Raw genomic sequence first — 24815 nt, 5'->3', positions numbered from 1 at the left:
CAGTATCTTCGCCTCAGATTTAAATTGATCCCTATTATGAGCAATACTTTTTCCCAGCATCCTCAAATTGGTGTAGTCACTACATTTTCTGAATTGATTCATAGTCATTTCGAAGGTCAAATGAATGCGCTTTGCTGGCAACGCAGCATACAAGGCGACTTTAAAGAAATAGTCGAAAAACTCGAACTGATTGAAAATATAACCGAAATTTCTATAGATGATCTGATGAAGTTAACACTTTCATCGCAAGGCCATTTAGCCAGAGAAGTTATTTTAAATGATCTGCAACAATTAACAGAATTTGGTGCATCACCTTCGTTGAACTTGCTCAAATGTTATGAACGAGATGATGAATTCGATTTCATCTCAACCGATGTTTATTCCTTTCATGTCGATCGATCACCTATCGCTACCGATACCTTTTTATGTACATATTATGGTGCTTCCAGTGATATTGTGCCAAATGATCAAGTGACACAAAGAATCTTAATTCCTAAAATACGAGAACAACTTAAAGATTTGTACGATGGCCCTACCTCAGAATTTGATGATTTTTTAGCGGAATATTTTTTTGATTTACATTATCAGCTCAAAGAAAATGCTGTGCCTGTAAATCTAGGCAATGGTCATCTTTGGCGTTTAGCGGTGGATCATCCTACACAGCAAGTTTTGCCTTGTGTACACCGCGCACCTGTAGAAAATGTAGGTGAATATCGGCTTATACTGATTTGCTGATTTTAGCTGTGTTTAAATATTGATAAATCGTAAGTCCATACGATCCATTCTGTCTAATGAATGAACCGTATGGGTTAATGCAATATCGTTTTAATCAAAATTGCTTAGTCTAGATTATTGAGATCGAGCTGTATTAAGCCAGCGGTAAAGCACTGGCAATAGCACCAAGGTCAGCAAGGTGGAAGAAAGAATACCGCCGATCACAACCGTGGCTAAAGGCCGTTGCACTTCCGCACCTGTACCTGTTGCCAAAGCCATTGGTACAAAACCTAAAGAGGCAACACAGGCAGTCATGAGTACTGGGCGTAATCGAAGTACAGCGCCCTGCCATACGGCTTCATGCAATGGATACTTGTCCCCCAGTTCTTTAATGAAGGTCAGCATGACCAGGCCATTCAGCACAGCAACACCTGAGAGTGCAATAAATCCAATCCCTGCAGACATCGAAAGCGGAATATCTCTTAACCAAAGAAACAATACACCGCCCGTTAAGGCAAAGGGTACGCCAGTAAAGACCAGCAGACTTTCTTTCACATTATGAAATACTGCCATTAATAAAATAAAGATGGTCAGTAGTGCTAAAGGAATGACAATTTGCATTCTTGCTTTGGCAGATGCAAGGTTTTCAAATTGACCGCCATATTCAATCCAATAACCGCTTGGTAATGCATATTGTTTCAGCTGAGTCTGCATATCCGCCACAAAAGAACCTAAATCACGGCCTTCAACATTGGCAGTCACTACAATACGGCGTTTACCATTTTCACGGCTGACTTGATTGATCCCATCTACATTAGACACTGTGGCAACATTTGAGAGTACAATACTGCCACCATTTGGCAACTTTAACGGTAGTTGTGAAATCGTGCTTACATTACGGTCTTGATCATTTAAACGAATAACAAAGTCAAAACGGCGATCGCCTTCTAAAATCTCCCCTACACTTTGTCCGCCTACACTGGCTGCCACAGTATCCTGTATAGATTTAACGCTTAAACCATATTGCGCAGCCAAAGCCTTATCTATTTCAATATTTAATAAAGGTAAACCTGAGATTTGTTCAACTTTTACGTCGCTGCTCCCCGCAACTTGCTGCATAATTTTGGCGATTTTAGTGGCTTCTGTGTTGAGCACTTGCATATCATCGCCAAATATTTTAACGCCAACATCGCTACGTACACCTGAGATCAACTCATTAAAGCGCAGTTCAATCGGTTGGGAAAACTCACTGTTATTGCCAGGAATTGTAGCCACATAAGCCACCATACGGCCACGCAGTTCATCCACACTTTCTTTAGGGTTTGGCCATTCATTTCGTGGTTTAAGCATAATATAACCATCGGAAATGTTCGGAGGCATTACATCGGTTGCCACTTCTGCTGTACCTGTACGAGCAAATACAGCCTGAATCTCTGGAAATTTTTTCAGCAGCAATTTCTCAGCGTTCTCCTGCATTTTTAATGATTCTTCTAGGCCTGTGCTTGGTGAGCGCATCAACTGAACTGCAAAATCACCCTCACTCAGCTGTGGTGCAAACTCACTGCCAATTTTGGTGCTTAAAAGCCCAGTAATGAGCAGTAAACACAGTGCAAAAGTCATCACTACAGCCTTGTAATGAAAGGCTTTATTTAAAATTTGAAGATACTGCTTTTTCAGCCAATTCATCCAACGGCTTTCTGTTTCTTTAATTTCACCTTTCACCCAAAGCGCTACAGCAGCAGGTACAAATGTAATAGACAGAATGATCGCCGCCACAAGTGCCAATACCACAGTTAATGCCATCGGATGGAACATTTTTGCTTCTACACCGCTTAAAGCAAAAATTGGCAAATACACCACTAAAATAATTAATTGTCCAAATATCAGCGGACGGCGTGCCTGACGTGCAGCCAAAAAGACTTCTTTAAAGCGTTCATTTTGCGTTAATGGACGTTTCAAAATTTGCTGTGCATGGGCTAAACGTCGTATACAGTTTTCAACAATCACCACTGCACCATCAACAATAATCCCGAAATCCAATGCGCCTAAGCTCATTAGGTTCGCGCTGATATTCTTTTGTGCCATACCGGTTAAGGTAAACAGCATGGATAGTGGAATAACGCAGGCGGTAATTAAGGCGGCACGGATATTACCTAAAAAGATAAATAAAATGATGATGACTAGAATTGCGCCTTCAACCAAGTTCTTTTGAACGGTTTTAATCGCTTTCTCCACCAATGTGGTACGGTCATACACTGTTTCAATTTTTACCCCTTTGGGTAAGCTGGCTTGAATGTCTTTAATTTTGGAATCTACAGCTTTCGAGACAGTTCGGCTATTTTGTCCCATAGCCATCATGGCAATACCTAAAACCGTTTCTTCTCCGTTATAGGTTGCACCACCTGTGCGCAAATCATGCCCTATCGAGACTTGCGCAATATCACCCACCCGAATTGGACTGCCATTTGGGCTGTCAATCATGGTGTTTTCAATATCTGAAATGGTGTTTAAGGTTCCCGGCACTCGAACTGTTAACTGCTGACCATTTTCCTCAATAAATCCTGCACCACGGTTTTCATTATTTTCTGTAAGCGCTTGCTGTAATTGTTCTAATGACAGGTTCAGCTGTTGCATGCGGTTTAAATCAGGTGAAACCACGTAGGTTTTATTAAAACCACCAATACTGTTGACCTCGGCAACACCTTGTACACGCTGTAATTGCGGACGCACAATCCAGTCCTGAATTTCACGCAAATCCATCGCGCTATATGCCGTACCATCTGCTTTTTTTGCATTGGGTTCTGCTTTCAGCACCCATTGATAAATCTCGCCCAAACCTGTCGAAACGGGCGACATCGTCGGAGAAACCTGAGCTGGCAATGACGACTGAACTTCCTGTACCCGCTGATTAATTTGCTGACGTGCCCAGTAAATATCCGTACCGTCTTTAAAGACAATCGTGACTTGTGACAGGCCATAACGGGAAATAGAACGGGTCAACTCCAAATCTGGAATACCTGCCATCGCATTTTCAATCGGATAAGTAATCCGCTGTTCAACTTCTAACGCTGTAAAGCCATTGGCCTGCGTATTAATTTGCACTTGGGTGTTGGTAATATCAGGTACTGCATCAATCGGCAGTTTTTGATAACTGTAAATCCCGACGGCAATCCATGTGCAGACAAACAGCATCACCCAAATTGCATTTTGAATTGAAAACTGAATAATGCGTTCGAATAGACCTGCTGGCTTTGGTAAATTTGTGTTCGGATTCTCTGAATTAGTGTTCATGGCCAGCCTCGTCTTTTTCCAGTTCCGATTTCAGTAAAAAACTGCCTTGGGAAATATACTTTTGCCCTGCCTCAAGACCCGAAATCACTTCTAGCCATTGCCCATCACTGGATGCTTGTCCAAGTTTTAGCGCTTGCGCTTTTAAATGCACTTGACCTTTTTGTTCAGATTCAACAATAAAAATACTGTCTTTACCCTCTATGCTTTGCACGGCGGACTTTTGCACCCGTAATACATTTTTAGTACCTGAATCTGCCAATAGCACGTTGACCATCACATTCGGGCGAAGCTCAGCAGATTGTTGTTTTAATTTGGCACGTACCACCAAGCGTCCCGTTTGCACATCTGCCTTTGACGTCAGGCTTTGTACCTCTGCGCTATAGAGCTGATCTGAACTATTGATTTTGAAAGAGACGATTTGACCCGTTTGTAATTGTGCGGAATATTGATGAGCTAAGTTAAATTCCAGCCACAAATCTTTAAGCTGTTCGATGGTGAACAATTGGTCTGCCAATTGCACATTTTCACCCACCACAATATCTTTTTGACTGATTACACCTGCAATAGGCGCACGAATGATAAATCGTCCGTTTTGACCGCTATTCGCGCCCAAAGCTTGTAAGCGCGATTGTGCTGACTGTACGCTAATTTGAGCCTGACGATAGGCATTTTCAGCACGCTGGAAGTCCTGTTTGGCAGAAATTCCTTGAGACCATAGCTTTTGCTCACGCTGATAATCTTGACGGGCTAAATCTAAATTGGCTTCTGCCATACGTAAATTGGCTTGCTGATCAATCAATTCAGGTACTGACAGCACAGCTAAAGTTTGACCTTTTTGTACAGTTTGACCGAGTGCTACACTGACTTGTTCGACATGACCGCTGAAGTTTGGGGAAATATGTGCCTGCTGATCTGTATTGACCGCCAATTTACCCGGCAATTGAATAATATTTTCGACCAGACCATTTTCTACAGTCGCAATTTTAATTCCTTGTTCCACCATTTGTTGAGTGGTGAGTTGCAGTTCACCTTCTTCCGCATGTTCTGCTTCAGTATCACTCTTTTTGGCTTCGCTATTTTCACCTTCCGACTCAGTTTTATCCGCATCGGATTTATTTGTACTTAACCAAATAGCAGTACACAGCATCAGCGTTAGGCCAACCAAAACTGCAATCATCAAAGGCTGTGAAATTTTTCCATCTTGTTTAATTTTCATGTGATTAACTGCCTTATTGTGCTGATGCGCTGTTGATGAGATTTTGGGATGCCTCAATGGCTTTCTTATTGAGTTGGCTATAAGCATCTGAACGGCTGATTTCTTCATAACTGGTTCCAATACTTAAGGCTTCAGCACTGAGTGCGCTTTGCCAAGCCTGCGCCAAAATTTGCATTTGGCTAAGTCGAAGGTCTTGGAGTTGTTTTGTGGTTTGCTGTACGTCTGTAATAGCAAATTTACCTGCCTGAAAACCTTGCAAAGTTCGGTTTTGAACCTTTTCAGCCAAACCAATCTGATTGCCTGTGGCATCAAACTGCATACGCAGACCTTTAAGCTGGTGAATGCTATTGGCAATATCTAAAACTTGCTGTTTTAACTCGCGCTGTTGCTGATGATTTAATAAAATTTGCTGTTTTTGCGCCATTGGAATGGCATATTGCTGGCGGTTAAAAATATTAAGCGGAATATCCACACCAAGTACCAAGGCCGTATCATTGGCGTCAGTTGGAGATTTGGTACGTGACATGCCCATATTTAGGGTTGGGTTTGGGCGTGCCTGTACTTTTAAATGTTCAATTTGCTGATTTGCCTGCTGAATATTCAAGGCATACAATTTTTGTAACCAACCTTCCGATAAATTACATTCAACTAAACTTTGGCTCTGTTCAGGCCAAGGCGTAACGCTGTTATTCAACGCGATTTGCGACGTGGATTCACCCCATAAATTAGAAAGCTGACGTGCCGCAGTTTGCTGTTTTAAAACTGCCTGTTGGTATAAACGCTGTATTTCCAATGCTTCAATTTGAGCGCGCTCCACATCCACCAAAGCGATACTGCCTGCTTGATAGCGTTTTTGCGCACTGTCCAAATTAGATTTACTGAGTTTGAGCTGTGTAGCGTAAATCGATTGCTCATTTTGAGCGATGGCTAGCTGTGACCATGCAAACTTCACAATCAGCTGACTTTGCGCATTCCAAATCTGCTGTTGCAACTGAATTTGCTGTGCAGAGGTACTCGCGAGTGCTTGATTGATTTTACGCTGACCGAATACATCCAATGGCTGGCTAATTCCGATACTGAGCTCTTGATCTTGATTTTTACCAAAACCATTTTGTTCAATCGATAGACTTGGGTTCTGCCAGAGCTTGCTTTGACGCACATTAAAATCAGAGATTTGCTGTTGTTGTTGCCAAATATCAGTTTGGGCTTGGTAGTTTTGTACTTTGGCAAATGCAGATTCAAAACTACTGACATTTTCGGCAAACGTACTTTGTAAGGCCGTCGAAATACCGACAGCTAAGCCTAGACGTATAAACGCCGTAAAATATAAAGACATGATTTTTCCCACTCATTTATTAAAAAAAGTGGCAGGAATGTTTTAGGCTACCCCGCCATTAGCGGGGCATAAACAGGAGGAGGTGTTTGCAGTAATAAATCAGGGGCTTGATAAAGATTCTTCCAAACAAATTTTGGCGAATATTCAAAGCTCTGATGTGCAATAAAAAGAATCGATTGTTGGTTTTGTACAATCAAATGCGTCATAGACGGTAAATGGTCTTGATGATCTTCACCGAGTTGCAGATCGTTAGCGATATTTTTGACTGGTTTGCTACTGGATTCATCAGATGCTTGATGCAACGAATGCTGTGGATCGGTTTCATTGCTAACGCATAAGATATTTTGATGATGACCAAAATGATAGCTTTGAACAACTTGAGTTTGCTCTTCATGCACACAGAAAGCGGCTGCCACGTTCCAAAGGCTTTGGAACATGAACAATCCAACTAAGACTGTTATCCATGTCGCAGAACGCATATTGCATCAATCAAGAAAATTTTAACGATTATAAAGCTTGGAGTCGGTCGAAGGTCAAGTGAATCTTTGAATTTGTCTTAAAAATGGATTGCCATAGAGATATAACGTAAGGCATTCGCTTTAATCCCCTGACACGGCACATGCTAAAGACAATCCATTGGTTCATGATTACGATTTTTATCGGCGAAACCTTTATTTTTAATTCAGTTCGGAATCATTCTTTACTCTAGATTTTCTTGTCACAACTAAGCCGCAGATAACCACCAATGTCGTAACACCTAAAGATAATGAAGTTTCATAACTGTAGGCTGGAGATAAAAACATATAGATCAGCACACTTAAGATCACCAAAATGACTGCCCATGTGAGCCATGGAAATAGCCACATTTTAAACGCAACCTCAGTTCCATTTTTTTCGATTTGTGTTCTCAATTTAAGCTGTGAAAATGCAATCACTAAATAAACCAATAAGGCAATTGAACCTGTTGTAGACAGTAAAAATCCAAATACTTGGCCTGGAAATAAATAATTGACTGCACAGCAAATTAAGCCCACTACAGACGATGCAAATACTGCAATTGCAGGTACACCAGAGGCATTAATGGATGTGACCCATTGAGGTGCTTCTTTACGTGTCCCCAATGAAAATAACATCCTTGAAGAACTATAAAGTGCGGCATTCATACAACTTGCAACCGCAATAAAGACCACACTATCAATAATCAATTTTGATTGTGGGATATTTAAGCTGACCAAGACATACTGGAAGGTGCCTAATTGTTGTAATTGTGGTGAACGCCAATCTACCAGTGCAACCGTTATAAAAATTGAAACCACAAAAAATAAGATGACCCGATACAGTACTAAATTGGTTGCACGTTTAATTTTTTGTTCAGGATCTTTTGATTCTGCTGCAGCGATAGACAGTATTTCTACACCAAAGAATGAAAATGCTGAAATCAATATTGCTGAAAGTACACCACCCAGGCCATTTGGCATAAATCCATCATTTTTAAACAGATTTTCTACACCACTCACGTCAGGTGCTAAGGGCCAAAACCCCAATATGGCGGTGAGTCCAATGCCGATAAAAATTACAATAGCCAAGACTTTTATCAGAGAAAACCAAAATTCAAACTCACCAAAACTCCGAGTACTAAAAAAGTTCGCTAAACTGAGAAGCACAATAAAGAATGTCGCAAAGACAGCGCTGGATATTGATGGAAACCATGCATGCAGAATTTCTGCACCAGCGATTGCTTCAATTGGAATAACTAAAACCCAAAACCACCAATATAACCATCCGATGGTAAAGCCCGCCCAAGGCCCAATGGCTTTTCTTGCATAGGTTGAAAATGAGCCGGTGTCAGGTTGAGCTACAGCCATTTCTCCCAACATTCGCATGATTAAAAAAACCAAAATACTGGTAGTAATATAAGCAAGAACGGCGGCAGGCCCTGCTTTTGCAATCGCAGCAGATGATCCAACAAACAGTCCAGCACCAATTACACCACCGATACTGATCATCGTGATATGCCGATTAGATAGCCCTGCACCCAGTTTTGCAGTTGAATTATGTGTGGCTAAGCTATCATCATGCATCGATTAGATTCCCTGTCTGCACGTTCAGTCGTACAAATCATTATTTCCAAGATCATTAGGAATAAAAAAGGGAAAACGCTGTGTTCTCCCTTGTTTTGTAACAATTTAATCTAGAAAATGAGTTTTTCATAGTTCTAATCAAAACTTTAAGATGCAGCTTAATGCCATTTTTTCATCTAATTTACTGTTATTACTTATATAATTTATATTTATTTAAAAACTTATTTGACCATTTTCTAGATGCAAAATATGGGCTTTTAAATAATCTAACTCATCACTATGATGCGTGACATATATCATCGGCAGCGCCGACTGTTCTTTCACCGTGTTTAAAAATGGCAATATTTGATCTTTCAGCCTGCGGTCAAGTCCTGTCAGCGGTTCATCTAACAGCAGCAGATCAGGCTGTGACAGCAATGCCCGGCCTATGGAAACACGCTGCGCCTCTCCGCCAGATAGTTCATGTGCCCGCCGTTTGAGCAGTGGCTTCAACTCAAGCAGATGCGCTACTTGCTGAAACTGAAATTGTGCATTTTCCTGAGCAGCTAAGTTCTCTGCATATTGCAAATTTTGCTGCACATCCATATGCGGAAAAAGCCATGCTTTTTGGAAAATTAACGCAATACGGCGTTTATGCATCGGCACATTAATCTTCTGCGCTATGTTGAACACTTCACGCTGATTCAGCGATATATAACCTTGCTGGGGCTGCAGCAGACCGGCCAAACTTTTCAGCAGCGTAGATTTGCCGCTGCCTGATGGCCCCATAATGCCCAGCAGCTGATCCTGCATCTGCAGCCGAGCCTGCAATTGAAAATCTGCATATTGAAACTGAAAATCACACTGAAGCATGGCCGGCTCCGAGTTTTCGCTGATAGCGCTGTAAAATATAATAATTGGCAATCAATGCGCCAAAAGCCGCCAGCAATGAAAGGATCACTAAACGCATTGCGGCCTCTTCACCATTTGGCTGCTGTATCAGCGAATAAATGGCGATAGGAATGGTTCGGGTTTCATCTGGAATATTGCCCACAAAAGTAATGGTCGCGCCAAATTCACCTAAGCTGCGGCTAAAACCCAAAATACTGCCAATTAAAATCCCTGGTAAAGCCAGCGGCAAGCTAATCGAAGCAAATACCCGTAATGGATGTGCGCCTAGTGAACCTGCAACCTGTTCCAGCTGTTGATTGATCATTTGGAAAGACAAGCGGATCGGCTGCACTATCAGCGGAAAAGCTACAATCATGGAAGCCAGTACTGCACCTTTCCAATTAAATGCCAACTGTATTCCCCATGCATTTAACATCTGTCCAATCCAGCCATTTGAACCAAATAAAATCAACAACAGATAACCCAAAACGACTGGCGGCAATACCATGGGCATTTGCAGTAAAGCTTCAACTATAAACTTCAAATGAAAATCATAACGTGCTAAAACCCATGCCAGTGCAATTGCAAATGGCAAGCAAAATAAAGTCGCACAAATGGAAACTTTGGCTGAAAGATACAGCGCACTCCACTCTTCTGGGCTAAGCATACTTTAGCCTTTCACGCCAAAACCATAATGCTTAAAAAGCATTTTGCTTTGCGCATGGTCTTTAAGATAACGGTAAAACTTCACGGCCTCAGGTTTAGCTGCGCCTTGATGTGTTAAAGCCAATGGATAAATGATCGGTTGATGAGTATGATTTGGAAAAATCCCGGCTATTTTAACTTTAGAACTGATCAGCGCATCGGTACGGTAAACAATCCCCGCTTGGCACTCACCGCGTTCAACAAAAGCCAAAGCCGATCGTACATCATCTGTCCCGACAATCCTTCCATTCAAACTTGATAGCCAGCCCAACTTGGTTAGGCTTTGTTTGGCATATTTTCCAGCAGGTACAGACTCCATTTGCCCTGTACATAAGTGACCTTTGAATGCCTTGGCAAAATTAAACTGCGGCACGGCTTTAAATTGCATATTCACCGCTTTAGGCGTAATCAGCACCAAATCATTGCTTAGCATGTTGAATACTTGCTTTGCAGGTATTTTCTGTTTTTGCACCAAATAATTCATCCAGTCCACATCTGCTGAAAAATACAAATCACTTGGTGCACCGGCTTCAATTTGCTTGGCTAAAGCAGAAGATGCACCAAATACCGGTACAATTTTGATGTCTGGATTCTGTGCCTGATATTGCATTGCAATATCGGCAATAGCATTGCTTAAACTGGCTGCAGCATAAATTTTTACCGTTTCCGCCTGTGATGCGCCAGCAATGAAGCTTAGTCCTGCTGCTAAGATGTATTTGAAATGCATAGCAAACTCCTAATCCTGAATAAATAAGCCTTGAAGGACTTGTCCTGCTTGCACTGGTCGCCCTGCAGGAATCCGAACAATGCAATTAGCTTGCATTAAATTGCTTAGCATATGTGACTGCTGCTTAGACAGGCTGGTTAGTTGAAGTTTGCCTTGCTTATCAAAGTGCGCCGACATTCTTAAAAACCGCTCACGTGCATCTGCTTTTAGGTCATGTGTCATGACTGCGCTGAACCAGTCCAGCGCAGGTGTTTGACCTTGTAGGGCTTTCAATAATCTATCTGTATAAATTTGCATGCCGACATAGACTGCAGCGGGGTTGCCCGGCAGTCCAAGTAAATAACAGGAACTGCTGTCAGGACGTCGATATTGTGCAAACAGCATCGGTTTGCCGGGTTTTTGTTTCACTTTCCAGAAAATTTGCTGAAAACCGATGTCCAAGGCTGCCGGCCGAACAAAATCATAATCACCGACAGATACGCCGCCAGTCGTTAAAATTAAATCAAAGCTGTCTTTTAAACGGTTGAATAAATCTAAAACCGCCTGTTTTTCATCTGCAATATGAATCACTTCAACTTTGACGTGCTGCGACTGAAACCATGCTGCAATCAGCGGCGCATTGGCATCAAATATTTTACCTGCACGGTAATCTTCTATATTTTGCGCAACTTCATCACCTGTTATTACGACAGCAATTTTTGGATAGGCAAAAACTTCGCAGTATGAAATACCAGCCATACTGAGTGCTGCAATTGATCCAACGGTAAGCTTTTGACCACGTACTGCTAAACATTGTCCAACTGAAATTTCCTCACCTGCATCTCGAATATCTGCATGCGGGCTTAAGGCTGCAGTCAGTTCAATCTGCTGTCTATCCGCCTTCACTATTTCTTGCCGCGCCACAGTTACCGTGCCTTCAGGAATCGGCGCGCCGGTAAATATCCGGACAGCTTGGCCTGCTTTTAAGCTTATTTCAGCCGTTTGCCCTGCGCGGATTTCTCCAATGAGCTCAAATTGAGTGCCTGCTTTAATTTCACCCACTGCGCAAATGGCATAGCCATCAACAGCACTTTGTGCAAATAAAGGCAGCTGAATTTGTGAATGCACATCTGACGCCAAATAACGGCCTAAAGCGTGCTGAAGCGCCAAAGTTTCATGCGCTAAACTTTGCGTATGTGTCTGAATCAGCGCAAGCGCATCGTCCACTGAAATCAGTCCAGCCTCAGCAACGCAGCCTGTATGCAATACAGCTTGGTTCATTGGTAGCCTCCAGCATGCGGTATATTTTTTTGTACATCAAAGAGATGAATGAGCGCTGGTAAAATTGCAGTTAGAGATTCTTTTGCACCCTGTCTGCTGCCCGGTAATGTAATCACAAGGCTGTTATCTATATAGCCCGCAACACCGCGGCTAAGTGCAGCATAAGGCGTGCGTTTTTGACCAAAACTGCGTGAAGCTTCCATCAAACCCGGAATTTCCCGTTTTAACAGTGGCTGAATGGTTTCAACGGTTAAATCTTTAGGGCCAAGACCTGTACCGCCGACAGTCAAAATCAGCGGATATTGCGCCTTATGCTGTTCAACAAGAGCCAAAAGCTGTTCAGGACTGTCTGGTATCACTTGATAGCTGATGTTGCTGAAGTTTGCTTCTTCTAAAATTTCGAGGACATTTTGCCCCGCAGTATCTGGTTTTTTACCGGCAGCAACTGTATCTGAAAGCACAATAATCGAAGCCGATAAGCTTTCTTTTAATACACGGGTAAAATGTGATTTACCGCCTTTTTTCTTTTGCAGTTTCACTTGATCTAAGCATAAATCTTCAGGTTCACAATGCGGTTTCAGCATGTCATACAGCGTTAAACCGGCAAGACTGACCGCAGTCAAAGCTTCCATTTCCACACCTGTTGGGCCAATGGTTTCAACCACTGCACTAATTTCGACATGCGCCTCAAATAATTCATATTCCACATCTGCACGGTAGATCGGCAGCGGATGACAGAGCGGAATAAGTTCATCTGTACGTTTAGCGCCCAAAATACCTGCAATACGTGCGGTTTTCAGCGCGTCGCCTTTTTCTGTATTGCCATTACGCAGCAGTTCAATGCAATGTGGCGGTGCATGCAATATTCCAGTTGCAATGGCTGCACGGTAACTTTCCGCTTTCATGCCCACATTTTTCATTGCTTTGTCCTTATCTTATTCATTTGCATGTGCAATATTAAATTTGAGGTTTTATAGATGCCATTGATAAATATTGGCATTCAAATGCATAGTCTGATGGGTGTTTTGATGTGCATGTTCACATGACTCGCCATGGATATGTGTATGCTTCGTTTCGTGATCTGCCACTTCAGGCGCGTGATCCTTACGAATACAGCAGCCCTCTACATATTGACTGCTGCCATCCATATAAAACTCTTCTTTCCACACCGGTACTTCATGCTTAACCCGTTCAACCGCTTCTTCACAGGCTGCAAAAGCCTCACGGCGGTGCGGCGCATAGGCCATTGCGATAATGGCCGTATCACCGACCTGCAGCGCACCAATACGGTGTACAACCCGTACATATGACACGCCGTATTTGGCTTGAATTTCCCGCTCAATTTGACGGATCATTTTTTCAGCCACAGGCGCATAAGCTGTATATTTCAAAACTTTTACCGCTTTGCCTTCATGGTGATTACGCACCGCGCCAATAAATACACCTATACCGCCACATTCAGGAAATGCCTCAATGCTGTCAAAATCAGCTTGGCTAAATACCGTATCTTGTATGCGTGAAATATGCTTGAGCTCCATATTCAGCCTCCCGCCACAGGTGACAGCAGCACAACGGTGCTGTCCTGCACCAATGCGGTTTGCCTTGGCACAATATCTTCCCCAATGGCACAGGCGCAGCGTTCAAGCATGCTGAATGACTCCGGAAATTGATCTGTAACTTGCTGCAAAACCTCTGCAATCGACTGCTGTGCCAAGCAAGTCAGACTTAAATTCGCTGGCAGCAGGCGTTCAATAGCGCCAAAAGATTCTATTTTGATGGTGATCTGACTCATCATTAGCCTCCAATCATATGCATGCTGATTTTTCTAGATGGACTGGATTGAGCTGTTATGGCATGAAAGCCTTGCTCCTTCTGCCAAATATAACTGCCTAATTTTTGCTGCAAAGCCATTGCATCGAGCGGCATTAACTCTGTTGTTTTACTGCTTTTCAGCTGCTGAATTTCATGACTGAGATTTAAACCTTTTCGGGCAAACAGGCAGTTAAAAAACTCGCCTTGCGCATTCAGTCTTAGACGGTCGCAGCTGCCGCAAAAAGAATTGCTGATGGTTGAAATAATACCTATAGGCAAGCCGTTGATTAAGTAAGATCTGGCTGGTGACGCACCTTGACCGTGCAATGTTTGCACGTCAAAAACAGTCTTGAGTTTATCCAGTATGTCTTGTTCGGTAACGACCGCAGCTTTAGACCAGTTTTGATCACCATCCAGCGGCATAAACTCGATAAACCGCAGTTCGAAACCTTGTTGCAGCGCCCATTTTGTTAATGCAATGATTTGCTGTTCATTTAGACCTCTAATCAAAACTGTATTAATCTTAATGTCAAAGCCCGCTTGCTTAGCCGCTTCAATCCCTTCTAATACTGGCTGTAATTGTTTTTGCGTCAGCTGAAAAAATTGCGCTTCATCCAAACTGTCTAAACTGATATTTATGCCATCTAAGCCAGCTTGTTTTAGGGCCTGTGCATATTGTTTCAGATAATGTCCATTGGTGGTCATGGATATACGTTTAAGGCCTAGCTTTCTCAGCTGTTGCAGCTGTTCAATAAAATGCACAACGCCTTGACGTATGAGAGGTTCGCCGCCCGTGATCCGGATCTGATCAATCCCGCGCAGCACCATAAACTCACAAAAATTGTAAAGTGATTCAAAACTGAGAAGATTATGCTTTTTCATCCATTCAGGGTGTTCAGGCATACAATAGACACATTTAAAATTACAGCGGTCTGTCACTGAAATGCGCAACTTGCGTTTTTCACGGCCAAACTGATCCTTAAAAATGGTCGCTGGCTGTAATTGTGTCATGCTGTTCATGTTTATCTTCCATGGCGTTGTCATTTGCCCTGACTTTGCACAGTACAAATTTTGCGCCCTCTTTTCTTGCAGTAAAAATTGCAATAAGTGTTCCAACTTTGCGCTTTTTTGAATATTTATTTTAGAGGATTTGGTTTGTTTTTTTGACACACAAAATCAATAACTTATAAGTAACTAATAGCAATTAAAAATATAAATTGCCGTTAAGCCCATTATCTAAGGTATAAAAGCAGTCTGTTTTATCGCTAGATATCATGCTCAAAAGCTTCATATTGGCTGTAGATTTTCTCTCTGGGTTCAAAAACAGCACATTAGGCTCATTATTTGAAATGAAAGCTCTGCAAAAGGTACAGCTTTTAGAGAAAATTCAGCTGACGGTGCTGCTGCAGCTCATCTAGAGAGTTAATGCTGTGAAAAAAGAGTGCATTATTTTGAAAACGTGCAACTTGCATGTGCATTTTACTAAAACACCCCTTCAAACTGCGCTGTTTTTGATCAAGATGCACCTGCAGCATTGTGAGACTGCTTCGTTTCAGCAAACAAAATGGATACAGCGCTTTGCCATTAATTTCCACTACAGCTACTTCACACAAGGGATCCCGCTGCATGGCCTGATGCAATCTCGAAAGCACTTTCTTCGGGATATAGGTCACATCGCACGGGACAAACAAAACATAATCAGACTCAACATGTGACCACGCGCTTTTCATCCCCATCAATGGCCCTAAAAATCCGGCTTCATCATCTTGATAAAAGCGGATCGAGGGAATGAGCCGTTTATAAATCGAATGATCGCGATGGCTGTTGATCCAGACATTTTCAGCCCGTGATTTCAACTGCTGATGGATCTTAATCAGCTGAATTTCATTATCAAATTTTTGCAGCACTTTATTCATGCCGTTCATTCTGCGGGCCTGACCGCCCGCCAAAATAACCAAGTCTGTTTCTGGATAGCCTACTGATTTGGTGATTTTCTTCATCATTCTGCGTACTCCGTCTGACAGGCTTTAATTAAGCCTCGAATTTCTGATAAGCACGAACCGCAATTGCCGCCGGCCTTTAAACATGCAGTAACTTGTTTTTCATGGCTAATATTCTTTTCTTTAATGGTTTCGATAATGGTATTTTTACCGACTTTAAAGCAGCTGCACACCAGCGGACCTGCACTGTTGGTCATGTTCATCGGCTGACCTGCAAGCAGCGCTTTGCGGTGCAGTGCGCTTAGTCGTTCACGCTTAAACATGCCAGCAATCCAATCACGGTCTGGCAGCATAGAGCGTTGCGCAATATATAGACTGGCAATTAAATGCCCATCTTGCAGCACCACGGTATGACTCAAATCGGCAGTTTGATCTTCCAAATTCAGCCATTCAAAGCTTTCATCGGTAAATGGCAGTAATGTTTTCAGCTGCTGAACCGTGTTTCTAAATTTTTTACGATCTGCCAACTCAAAACGTGTCGCTTTCGCTGTGGTGACTTTAGTCCACCAAATCGTATTTTGAATGGTAGATTGCACAATGTGTTCAAAGCCCTGACGCACGTACAGCACGCCTTGCCACTGTGTATAAAACGGCTGCACAAATACAGGTGTGTGTTTAAACTCAGGTTCGCCTGAAAGCGCATCAACCACAGGGTTAACCACTTTACCAATTCTCGCATCGGACGCTACCTGATCATTCCAATGAATTGGCGCAAAAACTTGTCCACGGCGTATATTGCTGCTGACTTGTGCACGTAAGATGCACAGTCCCCAATTGGATTTAACTTCAACCAATTCGCCATCTTTGACACCAAACTTCAAGGCATCTTGCGGATGAATTTCACAATACGGCTCTGCACGATGCGTACTTAAGTTTGCCGACAAACCTGTACGGCTCATAGTATGCCATTGGTCACGAATACGGCCTGTGTTTAAAATTAAAGGATATTCGCCACAGACCTGATGCACAGGGTTAATTGCGGCTGTCGCCACAAATTTAGCTTTGGCATCCGCATGGCTGAATTGGCCTTGGGCAAACAAACGGCTAACAGCATCATCGGCTTGATCAGCTTGCCATACAGGCCATTGGGTTGGCGCAAATTGGTTATAATCTTCTAAACTTAATTCAGTTAGGCCTTGAAGATTAAAATAACGAAAATGCTCTGCCGAAGCTCTTTGCGCTAAGGGTACATTTTTATACGCAGATAATTTTGCATGTTCTATAAATATCTCATGACTATTTTTAAAGTCAAAACCTGAAAACCCCATTTTTTTCGCAATTTGCGCTATCGCCCACCAGTCTGCTTTAGCTTCACCCGGAGCATCTAAAAATGCAGTTTGACGTGAAATACGGCGTTCAGAGTTGGTAACGGTTCCGTCTTTTTCACCCCAGCCTAAAGCTGGTAAAAGCACATCTGCATATACCGTTGTGTCAGTGTCCTTGCAGATATCTGACACCACTACAAACTCACATTGTTCAAGTGCACGTTTGACTTGATCCGCATCTGGCAAGCTAACGACAGGATTTGTCGCCACAATCCAAATGGCTTTAATTTTTCCGCTTTCGACAGCTTGAAATAAATCGACTGCTTTTAACCCAGCCTTGTTGGCAATATGAGGACTTTGCCAAAACTCTTGTACTAATGCCTGATGCGCTCTGTTATCGAGGTCTAAATGTGCCGCCAGCATATTGGCTAAGCCACCAACTTCACGGCCACCCATCGCGTTCGGCTGTCCTGTCATGGAAAATGGCGCTGCGCCTAATTTGCCAATTTTTCCAGTCAGCAAATGACAATTGATAATGCTATTGGCTTTGTCCACACCACGTGAAGACTGATTGACGCCCATAGAAAATAGGCTCATGACCTTTTCTGTTTTGGCAAATTTTTCAAAGAAAATATTTAATTTTTCTAATGAAATACCTGTGCGTTCTGCAACAGCTTCAATAGATGCTTCTGATTCACTTTGTTGCAAAGCCTGAGCTAAACCTTGTGTATGACTCGCTATAAATTTAAGATCGCTATAATTATTTTTAACTAAGTACTGAAGTAAGCCGTTAAACAATGCAACGTCTTGCCCCGGTAAAATTGGCAAATGCAAATCTGCAGCCTCACAGGTACTGGTAAAGCGCGGATCAATGACCACCACGAACAAATCACGTTCTTCTTTGGCTTTCATAATGCGCTGATACAGCACGGGATGGCACCATGCTGTATTGGATCCGACCAACACCACCATCTCTGTATGCTCAAAGTCTTCATAGCTTGCTGGTACAAGGTCTTCACCAAATGCACGCTTATGTGCCGCCACAGCCGATGACATGCAAAGCCGTGAATTGGTGTCAATATTTGCAGTACCTAAATAGCCTTTGACAAATTTGTTAACGGCATAGTAATCCTCCGTCAGCAGTTGGCCCGACACATAAAAAGCGATGCTTTCACGTCCGTAAAGATCTATACATTGCTGAAATTTTTCGGCAATCAGTGCTGTTGCCGTGTTCCAATCTGTAGCCTGACGAGTATGGAATGGCGATGTTTGACGCCCAAGCATTGGCTGTAAGACACGTGTTTCTAATCCAATCGTATCGGCTAAGTTACTGCCTTTAATGCACAGCTTGCCATAGTTTGATGGATGGTTCGTATCGCCAGTCACACTGACTTTTTGCCCTAAAGCTGTCTGTTCAACTGTTGCGCTCACGCCGCAGCCGACACCGCAATATGGACAAGTGGTTTGCGTTGTTTTAATTTTATTTTCTGTGGAGCTATGCAGTTCCACGATCGGGATGCTATTCACTTCTGCTGGCTCCTTTTCCAAACTTTTTTAAACACTTAACTCGCTCGAATCGGTGTCTTTTCATTTACGTTTATATTTAAAGGTCAACATTCGGTTCGACCTACTTTTCTTTCGGGAAAAGTAGGCAAAACCATTGTCATCCGCTGAACTCGTCCACTACCGGCTTCTAACAGATGTATTGCAAATACATGACTATTCATCTGCAATCCTGCCTTAAACAACAACGGATGACGTTATCGCGTATCCAATGACGATTTAAATCTTGTATCTTTTTTTATCAGGGCGATTCCGTTACCCTGCTTTCTTTAATGCAAAATGCTTACCAAACAGCAATTTGTTTCGGATACTTGAAATTGGAGTTTGATCTGAAATCAATTCTGCATACCATGCACCGTCTTCAGTATCGCCAAACAGCACAGCGCCAATCACTCTATCTTTTTGAATAATAATGCGTTTATAAATCTGACGTTTTTCATCATTCAAAATAATGTCTTCAAAATCTTCTAACGGTTCAAAGTTGCCTGCAGAAAAAACATCACAGCCGCTGACTTTTAACTGCGTCGGAACCGTAGGCGCTTTGAAGGTTAAGCTGCCATGTTCGGCCAAATGCGATGCACAGATGAATGCCTGTCCCCAAAGCGGTTCAACTAAACCAAAGGTTTGGCTTCGGTGTTCAATACATTCACCCACCGCATAAATACTCGGATCAAAAGTTTGCATGGTGTCATTCACCATGACACCGCGGCCGCAGCGCAGTCCTGCACTTTGCGCAAGCTCAATATTCGGACGAATACCCACCGCAAAAACCACAAGATCTGCATCTAAAACAGTACCGTCTTGCAAACGCAGCTGCTTCACATGGCCATCTTCACCCATCAACTCTTGGGTATTTGCTGCGGTCATGATTTTTATACCTTTTTGTTCAATCGCATGATTGAGCATTAAGCTGGCTTTTTCATCTAACTGACGGTCCATAATACGATCCATCAAATGCAGTACGGTAACATTCATGCCACGCTGTTTCAGGCCATACGCAGCCTCTAGGCCAAGTAAACCGCCGCCAATCACCACTGCATTTTGCTTAGATTTACAGTAATCCAGCATGCGGTTTACATCATAAATATCACGGAAGCTGAGAACACCTTTTAAGTCAGTTCCCGGTATAGGCGGAATAAATGGCTTAGAACCTGTCGCTAAAATCAGACGGTCATAATCGATGACCAAGCCTTTTTCTGTGTATACCTGCTTGCGCGGACGGTCTATGCGTACCGCCGCATCACCTGCTACAAAACGGATATTTTTGTCTTTATACCAAGCATGTGAATGCAGCATGATATCTTCAATGGTTTTATCACCTGAAAGCACAGGTGAAAGCATAATTCGGTTGTAATTACCCCAAGGTTCTTCACCAATGACCGTAATTTCATAACGCTCTGGCGCCATATCCAGCAGATCTTCTAAGCAACGCATACCTGCTAAGCCATTGCCGACCAAAACAAGTTTCATCAACTCAGACGATGGCGCGTTATTGGTAATATAGGTTTTTTGAGCAGTTGGACTAATCAGCACACGGCCATTTTCAATTTTGCTTGGAAAAACCAAGAGTTTTTGGTCTTTATCTTCTAAGCAGCGTCCAGTAGCAAGGCTGAAATGCTGTTTATAAATGGGTGATGCCACAACACGCTCACCCTGCAAGTCACCAATAATACCGCGGGACATAACATAGGCTTGACTAAACGGATCTTGATTGCTCAGTGCATAAACCCGCTTTTCTTCACCGACACGGAATATCGCAATTTGCTGATTTTCAATCAGTGCGCCCACACCTGTATTTGGCGTAATATCTTCTAATGCACAAACATCAAACCAGGCTAAATCATTCATTTCTTTTAAAATTGTCATATTCTTCATCCTTTTTTAAACTTCTTTTAGTTCACCATCTTTCGTTTCCGCTTTAACGAGAAACCGAATAAGGATGTAAATCAAATAAAAGAAGTTTTAAATTCGTTATTCTCTTAAGCTTCAACCACTGGAATGCGTGACGAATCGCGTTCAGCTTCTGTTTTGGGTCTGATTTGACCGCGAACGGATGCAAACTGAATATGCGGATCATTTTGCTGTTCTGCTTTTGCATTCACGAAAGTCACAAAGCGTTTACGTACTTCAGGATCTTCTACAGCAGTACGCCATTCATCTTGATATGTACCCACAACATGGCTCATACGGCGTTCAAGTTCACCCGCTACGCCAAGCGAATCATTCACAACGACATCTTTCAGGTAATCTAAACCGCCTTCCATGTTGTCGCGCCATACAGAAGTACGCTGCAAACGGTCTGCTGTTTGAATGTAGAACATAAAGAAACGGTCAATGTATTTGATCAATGTTTGCGTATCTAAGTCAGAAGCCAATAATTCTGCATGACGTGGCTTCATACCGCCATTGCCGCATACATAAAGGTTCCAGCCCTTTTCTGTCGCAATCACGCCCACATCTTTACTTTGCGCCTCAGCACATTCACGGGTACAGCCCGACACAGCCATTTTCAGTTTGTGCGGTGAGCGAAGGCCTTTGTAGCGGTTCTCTAAATAAATCGCCAAGCCGACTGAATCGTCCACGCCATAACGGCACCAAGTACTGCCGACACAAGATTTCACCGTACGCAGTGATTTGCCGTAGGCATGGCCAGACTCAAAACCAGCAGCAATCAATTTTTCCCAAATTTCAGGCAACTGATGCACTTGTGCACCAAACATATCGACACGCTGACCACCTGTCAGTTTGGTATATAGACCATATTCTTTCGCAATTTGACCTACGGCAATTAATCCATCCGGAGTAACTTCACCGCCTGCCATACGTGGCACGACTGAATAAGAGCCGTCTTTTTGTATGTTGCCTAGGTAGTAGTCATTACTGTCTTGCAAGCCTGCATGGCTTGGTTTAAGTACAAAATCATTCCAGCAAGACGCTAAAATATTGGCAACTGTCGGTTTACAGATATCACAGCCTAAACCATGGCCATGCTGTTGAATCAGGTCATCAAAGGTTTTGATTTCGTTCACACGTACCAAGTGATAGAGCTCTTGGCGTGAATAAGCAAAGTGTTCACATAAATGGTTATTTACAGTTACACCTTGACGCTGAAGCTCCGATTTAAGTACTTGAGTGACTAATGGCGCACAGCCGCCGCAAGCTGTTGCAGCTTTAGTACATTTTTTCAATGCGCCTAAAGAAGTCGATCCGTCAGCAATGGCTGAACAAATATCTGCTTTAGAGACGTTGTTACATGAACAAATCGTTGCGCTGTCTGGCAGCAGATCGACACCGCTTCCGCCCGATTTACCTGCAGATTGTGCATAGCCAGGCATGATTAGGCTTTCTGGGCTTTCAGGAACGTCTAAGCCATTCAGCATCATTTGCAGCAGGTCATTGTATTCTTTAGCACAGCCCACCAATACTGCACCTAGCAGCTTAGTTTTCTCTGCATTCACGACAATTTTTTTATAAACCTGAGCTGCTTCATCTGCATAGAAATAGCTTAAAGAATTTGGTGTCATTGCATGCGCATCGCCTACAGATGCAACATCAACTCCCATCAGTTTCAGTTTGGTGCTCATATCTGCACCAGCGAAAAGCGTGCAGTTTTGTTCCATCACATGCTTTGCTGCAATACGTGCCATGTCATAGCCCGGCGCAACTAGGCCATAAATTTTATTTTGCCAAAGCGCACATTCACCAATGGCATAAATGTCAGGGTTTGAAGTTTGGCAATAATCATTAATTACAATACCGCCACGCTCACCAATGGCTAAACCACTTTGGCGCGCTAATTCATCGCGTGGGCGGATACCTGCAGAGAATAAGATGATGTCGGTTTCCAGTTCAGAACCATCACCAAACTTCATTACATGCTTCGCATTTGCACCGTCTTCAATGCAAGATGTTGCTTTTTGCGTATGGACTTTAACACCTAGATTTTCAATTTTCGAGCGTAAAACTTTACCGCCTAGATCATCAATCTGAACTGCCATTAAGCGTGGTGCAAATTCAACAACATGGGTTTCTAAGTTTAAATCACGCAGCGCTTTTGCTGCTTCCAGACCCAATAAACCGCCGCCGATCACCACACCTGTTTTAGCATTCAAGCTTGCGGCACGGATGGCATCCAAGTCTTCAATGGTACGGTACACAAAGCAGTTTTCACGTTCATTGCCTGGAATTGGTGGCACAAAAGCGTATGAACCTGTTGCGAGCACTAGCTTGTCAAAAGAAAGAATATCACCGTGATTGGTTGTGACCGTTTTATTGCGCTGATCAATTTCAACCGCTTTGGTGCTAAGGCGTAAATCTATACCGTATGCATCGGCAAAGTCGCTGCGGCATAGGGTTAAATCTTTAGCCGATTTACCGCTGAAATATTCAGTTAAATGCACACGGTCATAGGCTAAACGCGGCTCTTCAGCCAAAATGGTTAATTCAACATCATCACCTGCGTGTTCCAGTACAGATTCGATAAATTTATGGCCAACCATGCCATGTCCAATCATGATGATTTTCATATTCTTTCTCCGCAAGATTTTTTTATTTGCCCCTAAATCGCGATGTTTAGAGGCAACTTTTCAGTATTAGTTTTGAGCTTCAGCTAAATTTCGTTCATTTACAGCTTGTTCAAATAGGCGCTGTTCTTTTTCTTTATGCTCTACAGAGAAGCGGATCATCAGTACACAGCTTGCAGCGATAACCACTAGACCGCCCAACACCATAAGCGTGGTTTGAATATCCAGCATGCCTTTAAGCAAGAAGCCTGCAGCCACTGCACCTACGTTACCGCCTGCACCGATAATGCCTGCAACACCGCCTAAAGCATCACGGTCAATGAATGGCACCAGCGCATAGGTAGCACCGCAAGCCATATGTGTGAAGAGCGCAAAGACTGTCATTGCAAGGATTGCAAGCACTGCAGTATTCATTTGTGAGAAGACAATCAGGAATAAGCCTTCTAGCAGAATCATGGCAAATAACACTTTGGTACGGCCATCTAAGCCTTTTTTAGTCGCTACTTTGTCCGAAACAATGCCGCCAAGCGCACGAGCAAACAATGCAAGCAAACCAAAGATACCTGCTGCCATACCCGCCTCTTTTAATCCAAAGCTGAAATGGTCGACGTAGTACATTGCTACAATGTTGTGAATAAAGATTTCAATACCGAAACAAGCTGCGTAAGCGCCAAATAGAATCCATACACGGTAATTGCGTGCTGCATGCATTAGAATTGCCAAGCCGCCTTTTTTGTCACTGCCAACACTGATGCCTTGTTCGCGAAGTTCTTTAAAGTTGCCTTGCGGACAGTCTTGTGTGAACTTCCAGTAAAGCGCACCAACAATCAGCATCATCACACCAGGTACAATCAGCGCAATACGCCAGCCCATCGCTTGCTCTACACCAAACATAACGAGTGCGCCAAGCAGTAAAGGCATAAGGGCTTGAGTTGCACCGCCGCCTGCATTGCCCCAGCCTGCTGTTGCAGCATTGGCTGTACCCACAACATTAGGCGCAAACATAATGCTTGTATGGTATTGAGTGATGACAAAGCTTGCGCCAATCGCGCCGATCAGCAAGCGGAAGAAAAGAAAGGATTCATAGCTGCTCGCAGAAGCGACACCAAAGACTGGAATACTGCCGATGATTAATAAAGCTGTATAGGTTTTACGCGGGCCATATTTATCACATAAAGGACCAACGATCAGACGGACTAAAATCGTGATCGCAACAGCGGCAATATTAATATTGGCAATTTGATCTTTCGTGAGGTGAAATTCGCCAGCAATCACTGGCATCAACGGTGCACAGGCAAACCATGCAAAGAAGCAAACAAAGAATGCGAGCCAACTCATGTGGAAGGCCCGCATTGCTGCTGAAGAAAAATTAAATAGACTTATTTTTGTGGCTTTTTTGGCATTTAAATTTGAAGACATAACCTTCTCCTGACTGAACTGAACGCATGAATT

Annotated in this window: 19 protein-coding genes; 1 reads left to right on the top strand and 18 read right to left on the bottom strand. The window is 43.0% G+C overall.

The window, feature by feature from the left end:
- The first annotated feature begins 36 nt into the window (after positions 1 to 36).
- Positions 37 to 735 carry a DUF1826 domain-containing protein gene (locus tag FTV38_RS05625; protein WP_180004439.1) on the top strand — a complete coding sequence of 233 codons (699 nt, stop codon included), beginning with the start codon at positions 37 to 39 and terminating at the stop codon, positions 733 to 735.
- 114 nt (positions 736 to 849) lie between these two features.
- On the opposite strand, the gene FTV38_RS05620 is transcribed toward FTV38_RS05625, so the two are convergent.
- The 18 genes from FTV38_RS05620 to FTV38_RS05535 form a co-directional block, all read right to left on the bottom strand.
- Entirely contained in the window at positions 850 to 4005 is a 3156-nt protein-coding gene (locus tag FTV38_RS05620) for an efflux RND transporter permease subunit (protein WP_180021869.1), read from the bottom strand.
- On the bottom strand, positions 3995 to 5221 hold the full coding sequence (locus FTV38_RS05615; RefSeq protein WP_180021867.1) for an efflux RND transporter periplasmic adaptor subunit: 1227 nt from the start codon (positions 5219 to 5221) through the stop codon (positions 3995 to 3997). The genes FTV38_RS05620 and FTV38_RS05615 overlap by 11 nt, the downstream gene beginning before the upstream one ends.
- 13 nt (positions 5222 to 5234) lie before the next feature.
- Positions 5235 to 6557 (bottom strand): TolC family protein, encoded by a 1323-nt coding sequence (locus FTV38_RS05610; protein ID WP_180021865.1) that lies wholly within the window; start codon positions 6555 to 6557, stop codon positions 5235 to 5237.
- Between the two features lie 47 nt (positions 6558 to 6604).
- Entirely contained in the window at positions 6605 to 7036 is a 432-nt protein-coding gene (locus FTV38_RS05605) for a cation efflux protein, CzcI-like (RefSeq protein ID WP_218949694.1), read from the bottom strand.
- Positions 7037 to 7234: 198 nt separating this feature from the next.
- On the bottom strand, positions 7235 to 8638 hold the full coding sequence (locus FTV38_RS05600; protein WP_180021863.1) for an amino acid permease: 1404 nt from the start codon (positions 8636 to 8638) through the stop codon (positions 7235 to 7237).
- A gap of 213 nt (positions 8639 to 8851) precedes the next feature.
- A complete protein-coding gene (locus tag FTV38_RS05595; RefSeq protein ID WP_180021861.1) occupies positions 8852 to 9490 on the bottom strand; it encodes an ATP-binding cassette domain-containing protein in 639 nt (212 codons plus the stop codon).
- A complete protein-coding gene (modB, locus tag FTV38_RS05590) occupies positions 9477 to 10175 on the bottom strand; it encodes a molybdate ABC transporter permease subunit (RefSeq protein ID WP_180021859.1) in 699 nt (232 codons plus the stop codon). Before modB ends, FTV38_RS05595 begins: the two co-directional genes overlap by 14 nt.
- Positions 10176 to 10178: 3 nt before the next feature.
- A complete protein-coding gene (gene modA / locus FTV38_RS05585) occupies positions 10179 to 10940 on the bottom strand; it encodes a molybdate ABC transporter substrate-binding protein (protein WP_180021857.1) in 762 nt (253 codons plus the stop codon).
- Between the two features lie 9 nt (positions 10941 to 10949).
- A complete protein-coding gene (locus FTV38_RS05580) occupies positions 10950 to 12200 on the bottom strand; it encodes a molybdopterin molybdotransferase MoeA (protein WP_180021855.1) in 1251 nt (416 codons plus the stop codon).
- Positions 12197 to 13120 (bottom strand): bifunctional molybdenum cofactor biosynthesis protein MoaC/MoaB, encoded by a 924-nt coding sequence (gene moaCB / locus FTV38_RS05575; protein WP_180021853.1) that lies wholly within the window; start codon positions 13118 to 13120, stop codon positions 12197 to 12199. The genes FTV38_RS05580 and moaCB overlap by 4 nt, the downstream gene beginning before the upstream one ends.
- A gap of 51 nt (positions 13121 to 13171) precedes the next feature.
- Positions 13172 to 13738 (bottom strand): molybdenum cofactor biosynthesis protein MoaE, encoded by a 567-nt coding sequence (locus FTV38_RS05570; protein ID WP_180021851.1) that lies wholly within the window; start codon positions 13736 to 13738, stop codon positions 13172 to 13174.
- A 2-nt stretch (positions 13739 to 13740) separates the two neighbouring features.
- Positions 13741 to 13992, bottom strand: coding sequence for a MoaD/ThiS family protein (locus FTV38_RS05565; protein ID WP_180021849.1), 252 nt, complete (start codon positions 13990 to 13992; stop codon positions 13741 to 13743).
- 2 nt (positions 13993 to 13994) lie between these two features.
- The gene (gene moaA, locus FTV38_RS05560) at positions 13995 to 15032 is read right to left on the bottom strand and encodes a GTP 3',8-cyclase MoaA (RefSeq protein WP_180021847.1); all 1038 of its coding nucleotides are present in this window, start codon (positions 15030 to 15032) and stop codon (positions 13995 to 13997) included.
- A gap of 356 nt (positions 15033 to 15388) precedes the next feature.
- Positions 15389 to 16012, bottom strand: a complete 624-nt coding sequence (locus FTV38_RS05555) for a molybdenum cofactor guanylyltransferase (RefSeq protein ID WP_373423882.1) — start codon at positions 16010 to 16012, stop codon at positions 15389 to 15391.
- On the bottom strand, positions 16012 to 18804 hold the full coding sequence (locus FTV38_RS05550; protein WP_180021843.1) for a nitrate reductase: 2793 nt from the start codon (positions 18802 to 18804) through the stop codon (positions 16012 to 16014). Before FTV38_RS05550 ends, FTV38_RS05555 begins: the two co-directional genes overlap by 1 nt.
- 291 nt (positions 18805 to 19095) lie before the next feature.
- Entirely contained in the window at positions 19096 to 20706 is a 1611-nt protein-coding gene (gene nirD / locus FTV38_RS05545; protein WP_180021841.1) for a nitrite reductase small subunit NirD, read from the bottom strand.
- 113 nt (positions 20707 to 20819) lie between these two features.
- On the bottom strand, positions 20820 to 23366 hold the full coding sequence (gene nirB / locus FTV38_RS05540) for a nitrite reductase large subunit NirB (RefSeq protein WP_218950248.1): 2547 nt from the start codon (positions 23364 to 23366) through the stop codon (positions 20820 to 20822).
- A 66-nt stretch (positions 23367 to 23432) separates the two neighbouring features.
- Positions 23433 to 24782: an MFS transporter gene (locus FTV38_RS05535; protein WP_180009439.1), complete on the bottom strand. Its 1350-nt coding sequence runs from the start codon at positions 24780 to 24782 to the stop codon at positions 23433 to 23435.
- Positions 24783 to 24815: the final 33 nt, after the last annotated feature.

It is taken from the genome of Acinetobacter sp. YH16044 (assembly GCF_013417145.1).
Taxonomy (GTDB): domain Bacteria; phylum Pseudomonadota; class Gammaproteobacteria; order Pseudomonadales; family Moraxellaceae; genus Acinetobacter; species Acinetobacter amyesii.
The sequence above is the reverse complement of the archived record's forward strand: the minus strand, read 5'-3'. Positions and strand labels throughout refer to the sequence as shown.

Coding starts and splice junctions, on each gene's coding strand:
- nirD (WP_180021841.1), bottom strand. CDS start 20,706: ATGACAATTTTAAAAGAAATGAATGATTTAGCCTGGTTTGATGTTTGT.
- modA (WP_180021857.1), bottom strand. CDS start 10,940: ATGCATTTCAAATACATCTTAGCAGCAGGACTAAGCTTCATTGCTGGC.
- moaCB (WP_180021853.1), bottom strand. CDS start 13,120: ATGAAAAATGTGGGCATGAAAGCGGAAAGTTACCGTGCAGCCATTGCA.
- FTV38_RS05555 (WP_373423882.1), bottom strand. CDS start 16,012: ATGAAGAAAATCACCAAATCAGTAGGCTATCCAGAAACAGACTTGGTT.
- FTV38_RS05605 (WP_218949694.1), bottom strand. CDS start 7,036: ATGCGTTCTGCGACATGGATAACAGTCTTAGTTGGATTGTTCATGTTC.
- modB (WP_180021859.1), bottom strand. CDS start 10,175: ATGCTTAGCCCAGAAGAGTGGAGTGCGCTGTATCTTTCAGCCAAAGTT.
- FTV38_RS05535 (WP_180009439.1), bottom strand. CDS start 24,782: ATGTCTTCAAATTTAAATGCCAAAAAAGCCACAAAAATAAGTCTATTT.
- moaA (WP_180021847.1), bottom strand. CDS start 15,032: ATGAACAGCATGACACAATTACAGCCAGCGACCATTTTTAAGGATCAG.
- FTV38_RS05620 (WP_180021869.1), bottom strand. CDS start 4,005: ATGAACACTAATTCAGAGAATCCGAACACAAATTTACCAAAGCCAGCA.
- FTV38_RS05565 (WP_180021849.1), bottom strand. CDS start 13,992: ATGAGTCAGATCACCATCAAAATAGAATCTTTTGGCGCTATTGAACGC.
- FTV38_RS05610 (WP_180021865.1), bottom strand. CDS start 6,557: ATGTCTTTATATTTTACGGCGTTTATACGTCTAGGCTTAGCTGTCGGT.
- FTV38_RS05600 (WP_180021863.1), bottom strand. CDS start 8,638: ATGCATGATGATAGCTTAGCCACACATAATTCAACTGCAAAACTGGGT.
- FTV38_RS05595 (WP_180021861.1), bottom strand. CDS start 9,490: ATGCTTCAGTGTGATTTTCAGTTTCAATATGCAGATTTTCAATTGCAG.
- FTV38_RS05615 (WP_180021867.1), bottom strand. CDS start 5,221: ATGAAAATTAAACAAGATGGAAAAATTTCACAGCCTTTGATGATTGCA.
- FTV38_RS05625 (WP_180004439.1), top strand. CDS start 37: ATGAGCAATACTTTTTCCCAGCATCCTCAAATTGGTGTAGTCACTACA.
- FTV38_RS05570 (WP_180021851.1), bottom strand. CDS start 13,738: ATGGAGCTCAAGCATATTTCACGCATACAAGATACGGTATTTAGCCAA.
- nirB (WP_218950248.1), bottom strand. CDS start 23,366: ATGAAAATCATCATGATTGGACATGGCATGGTTGGCCATAAATTTATC.
- FTV38_RS05580 (WP_180021855.1), bottom strand. CDS start 12,200: ATGAACCAAGCTGTATTGCATACAGGCTGCGTTGCTGAGGCTGGACTG.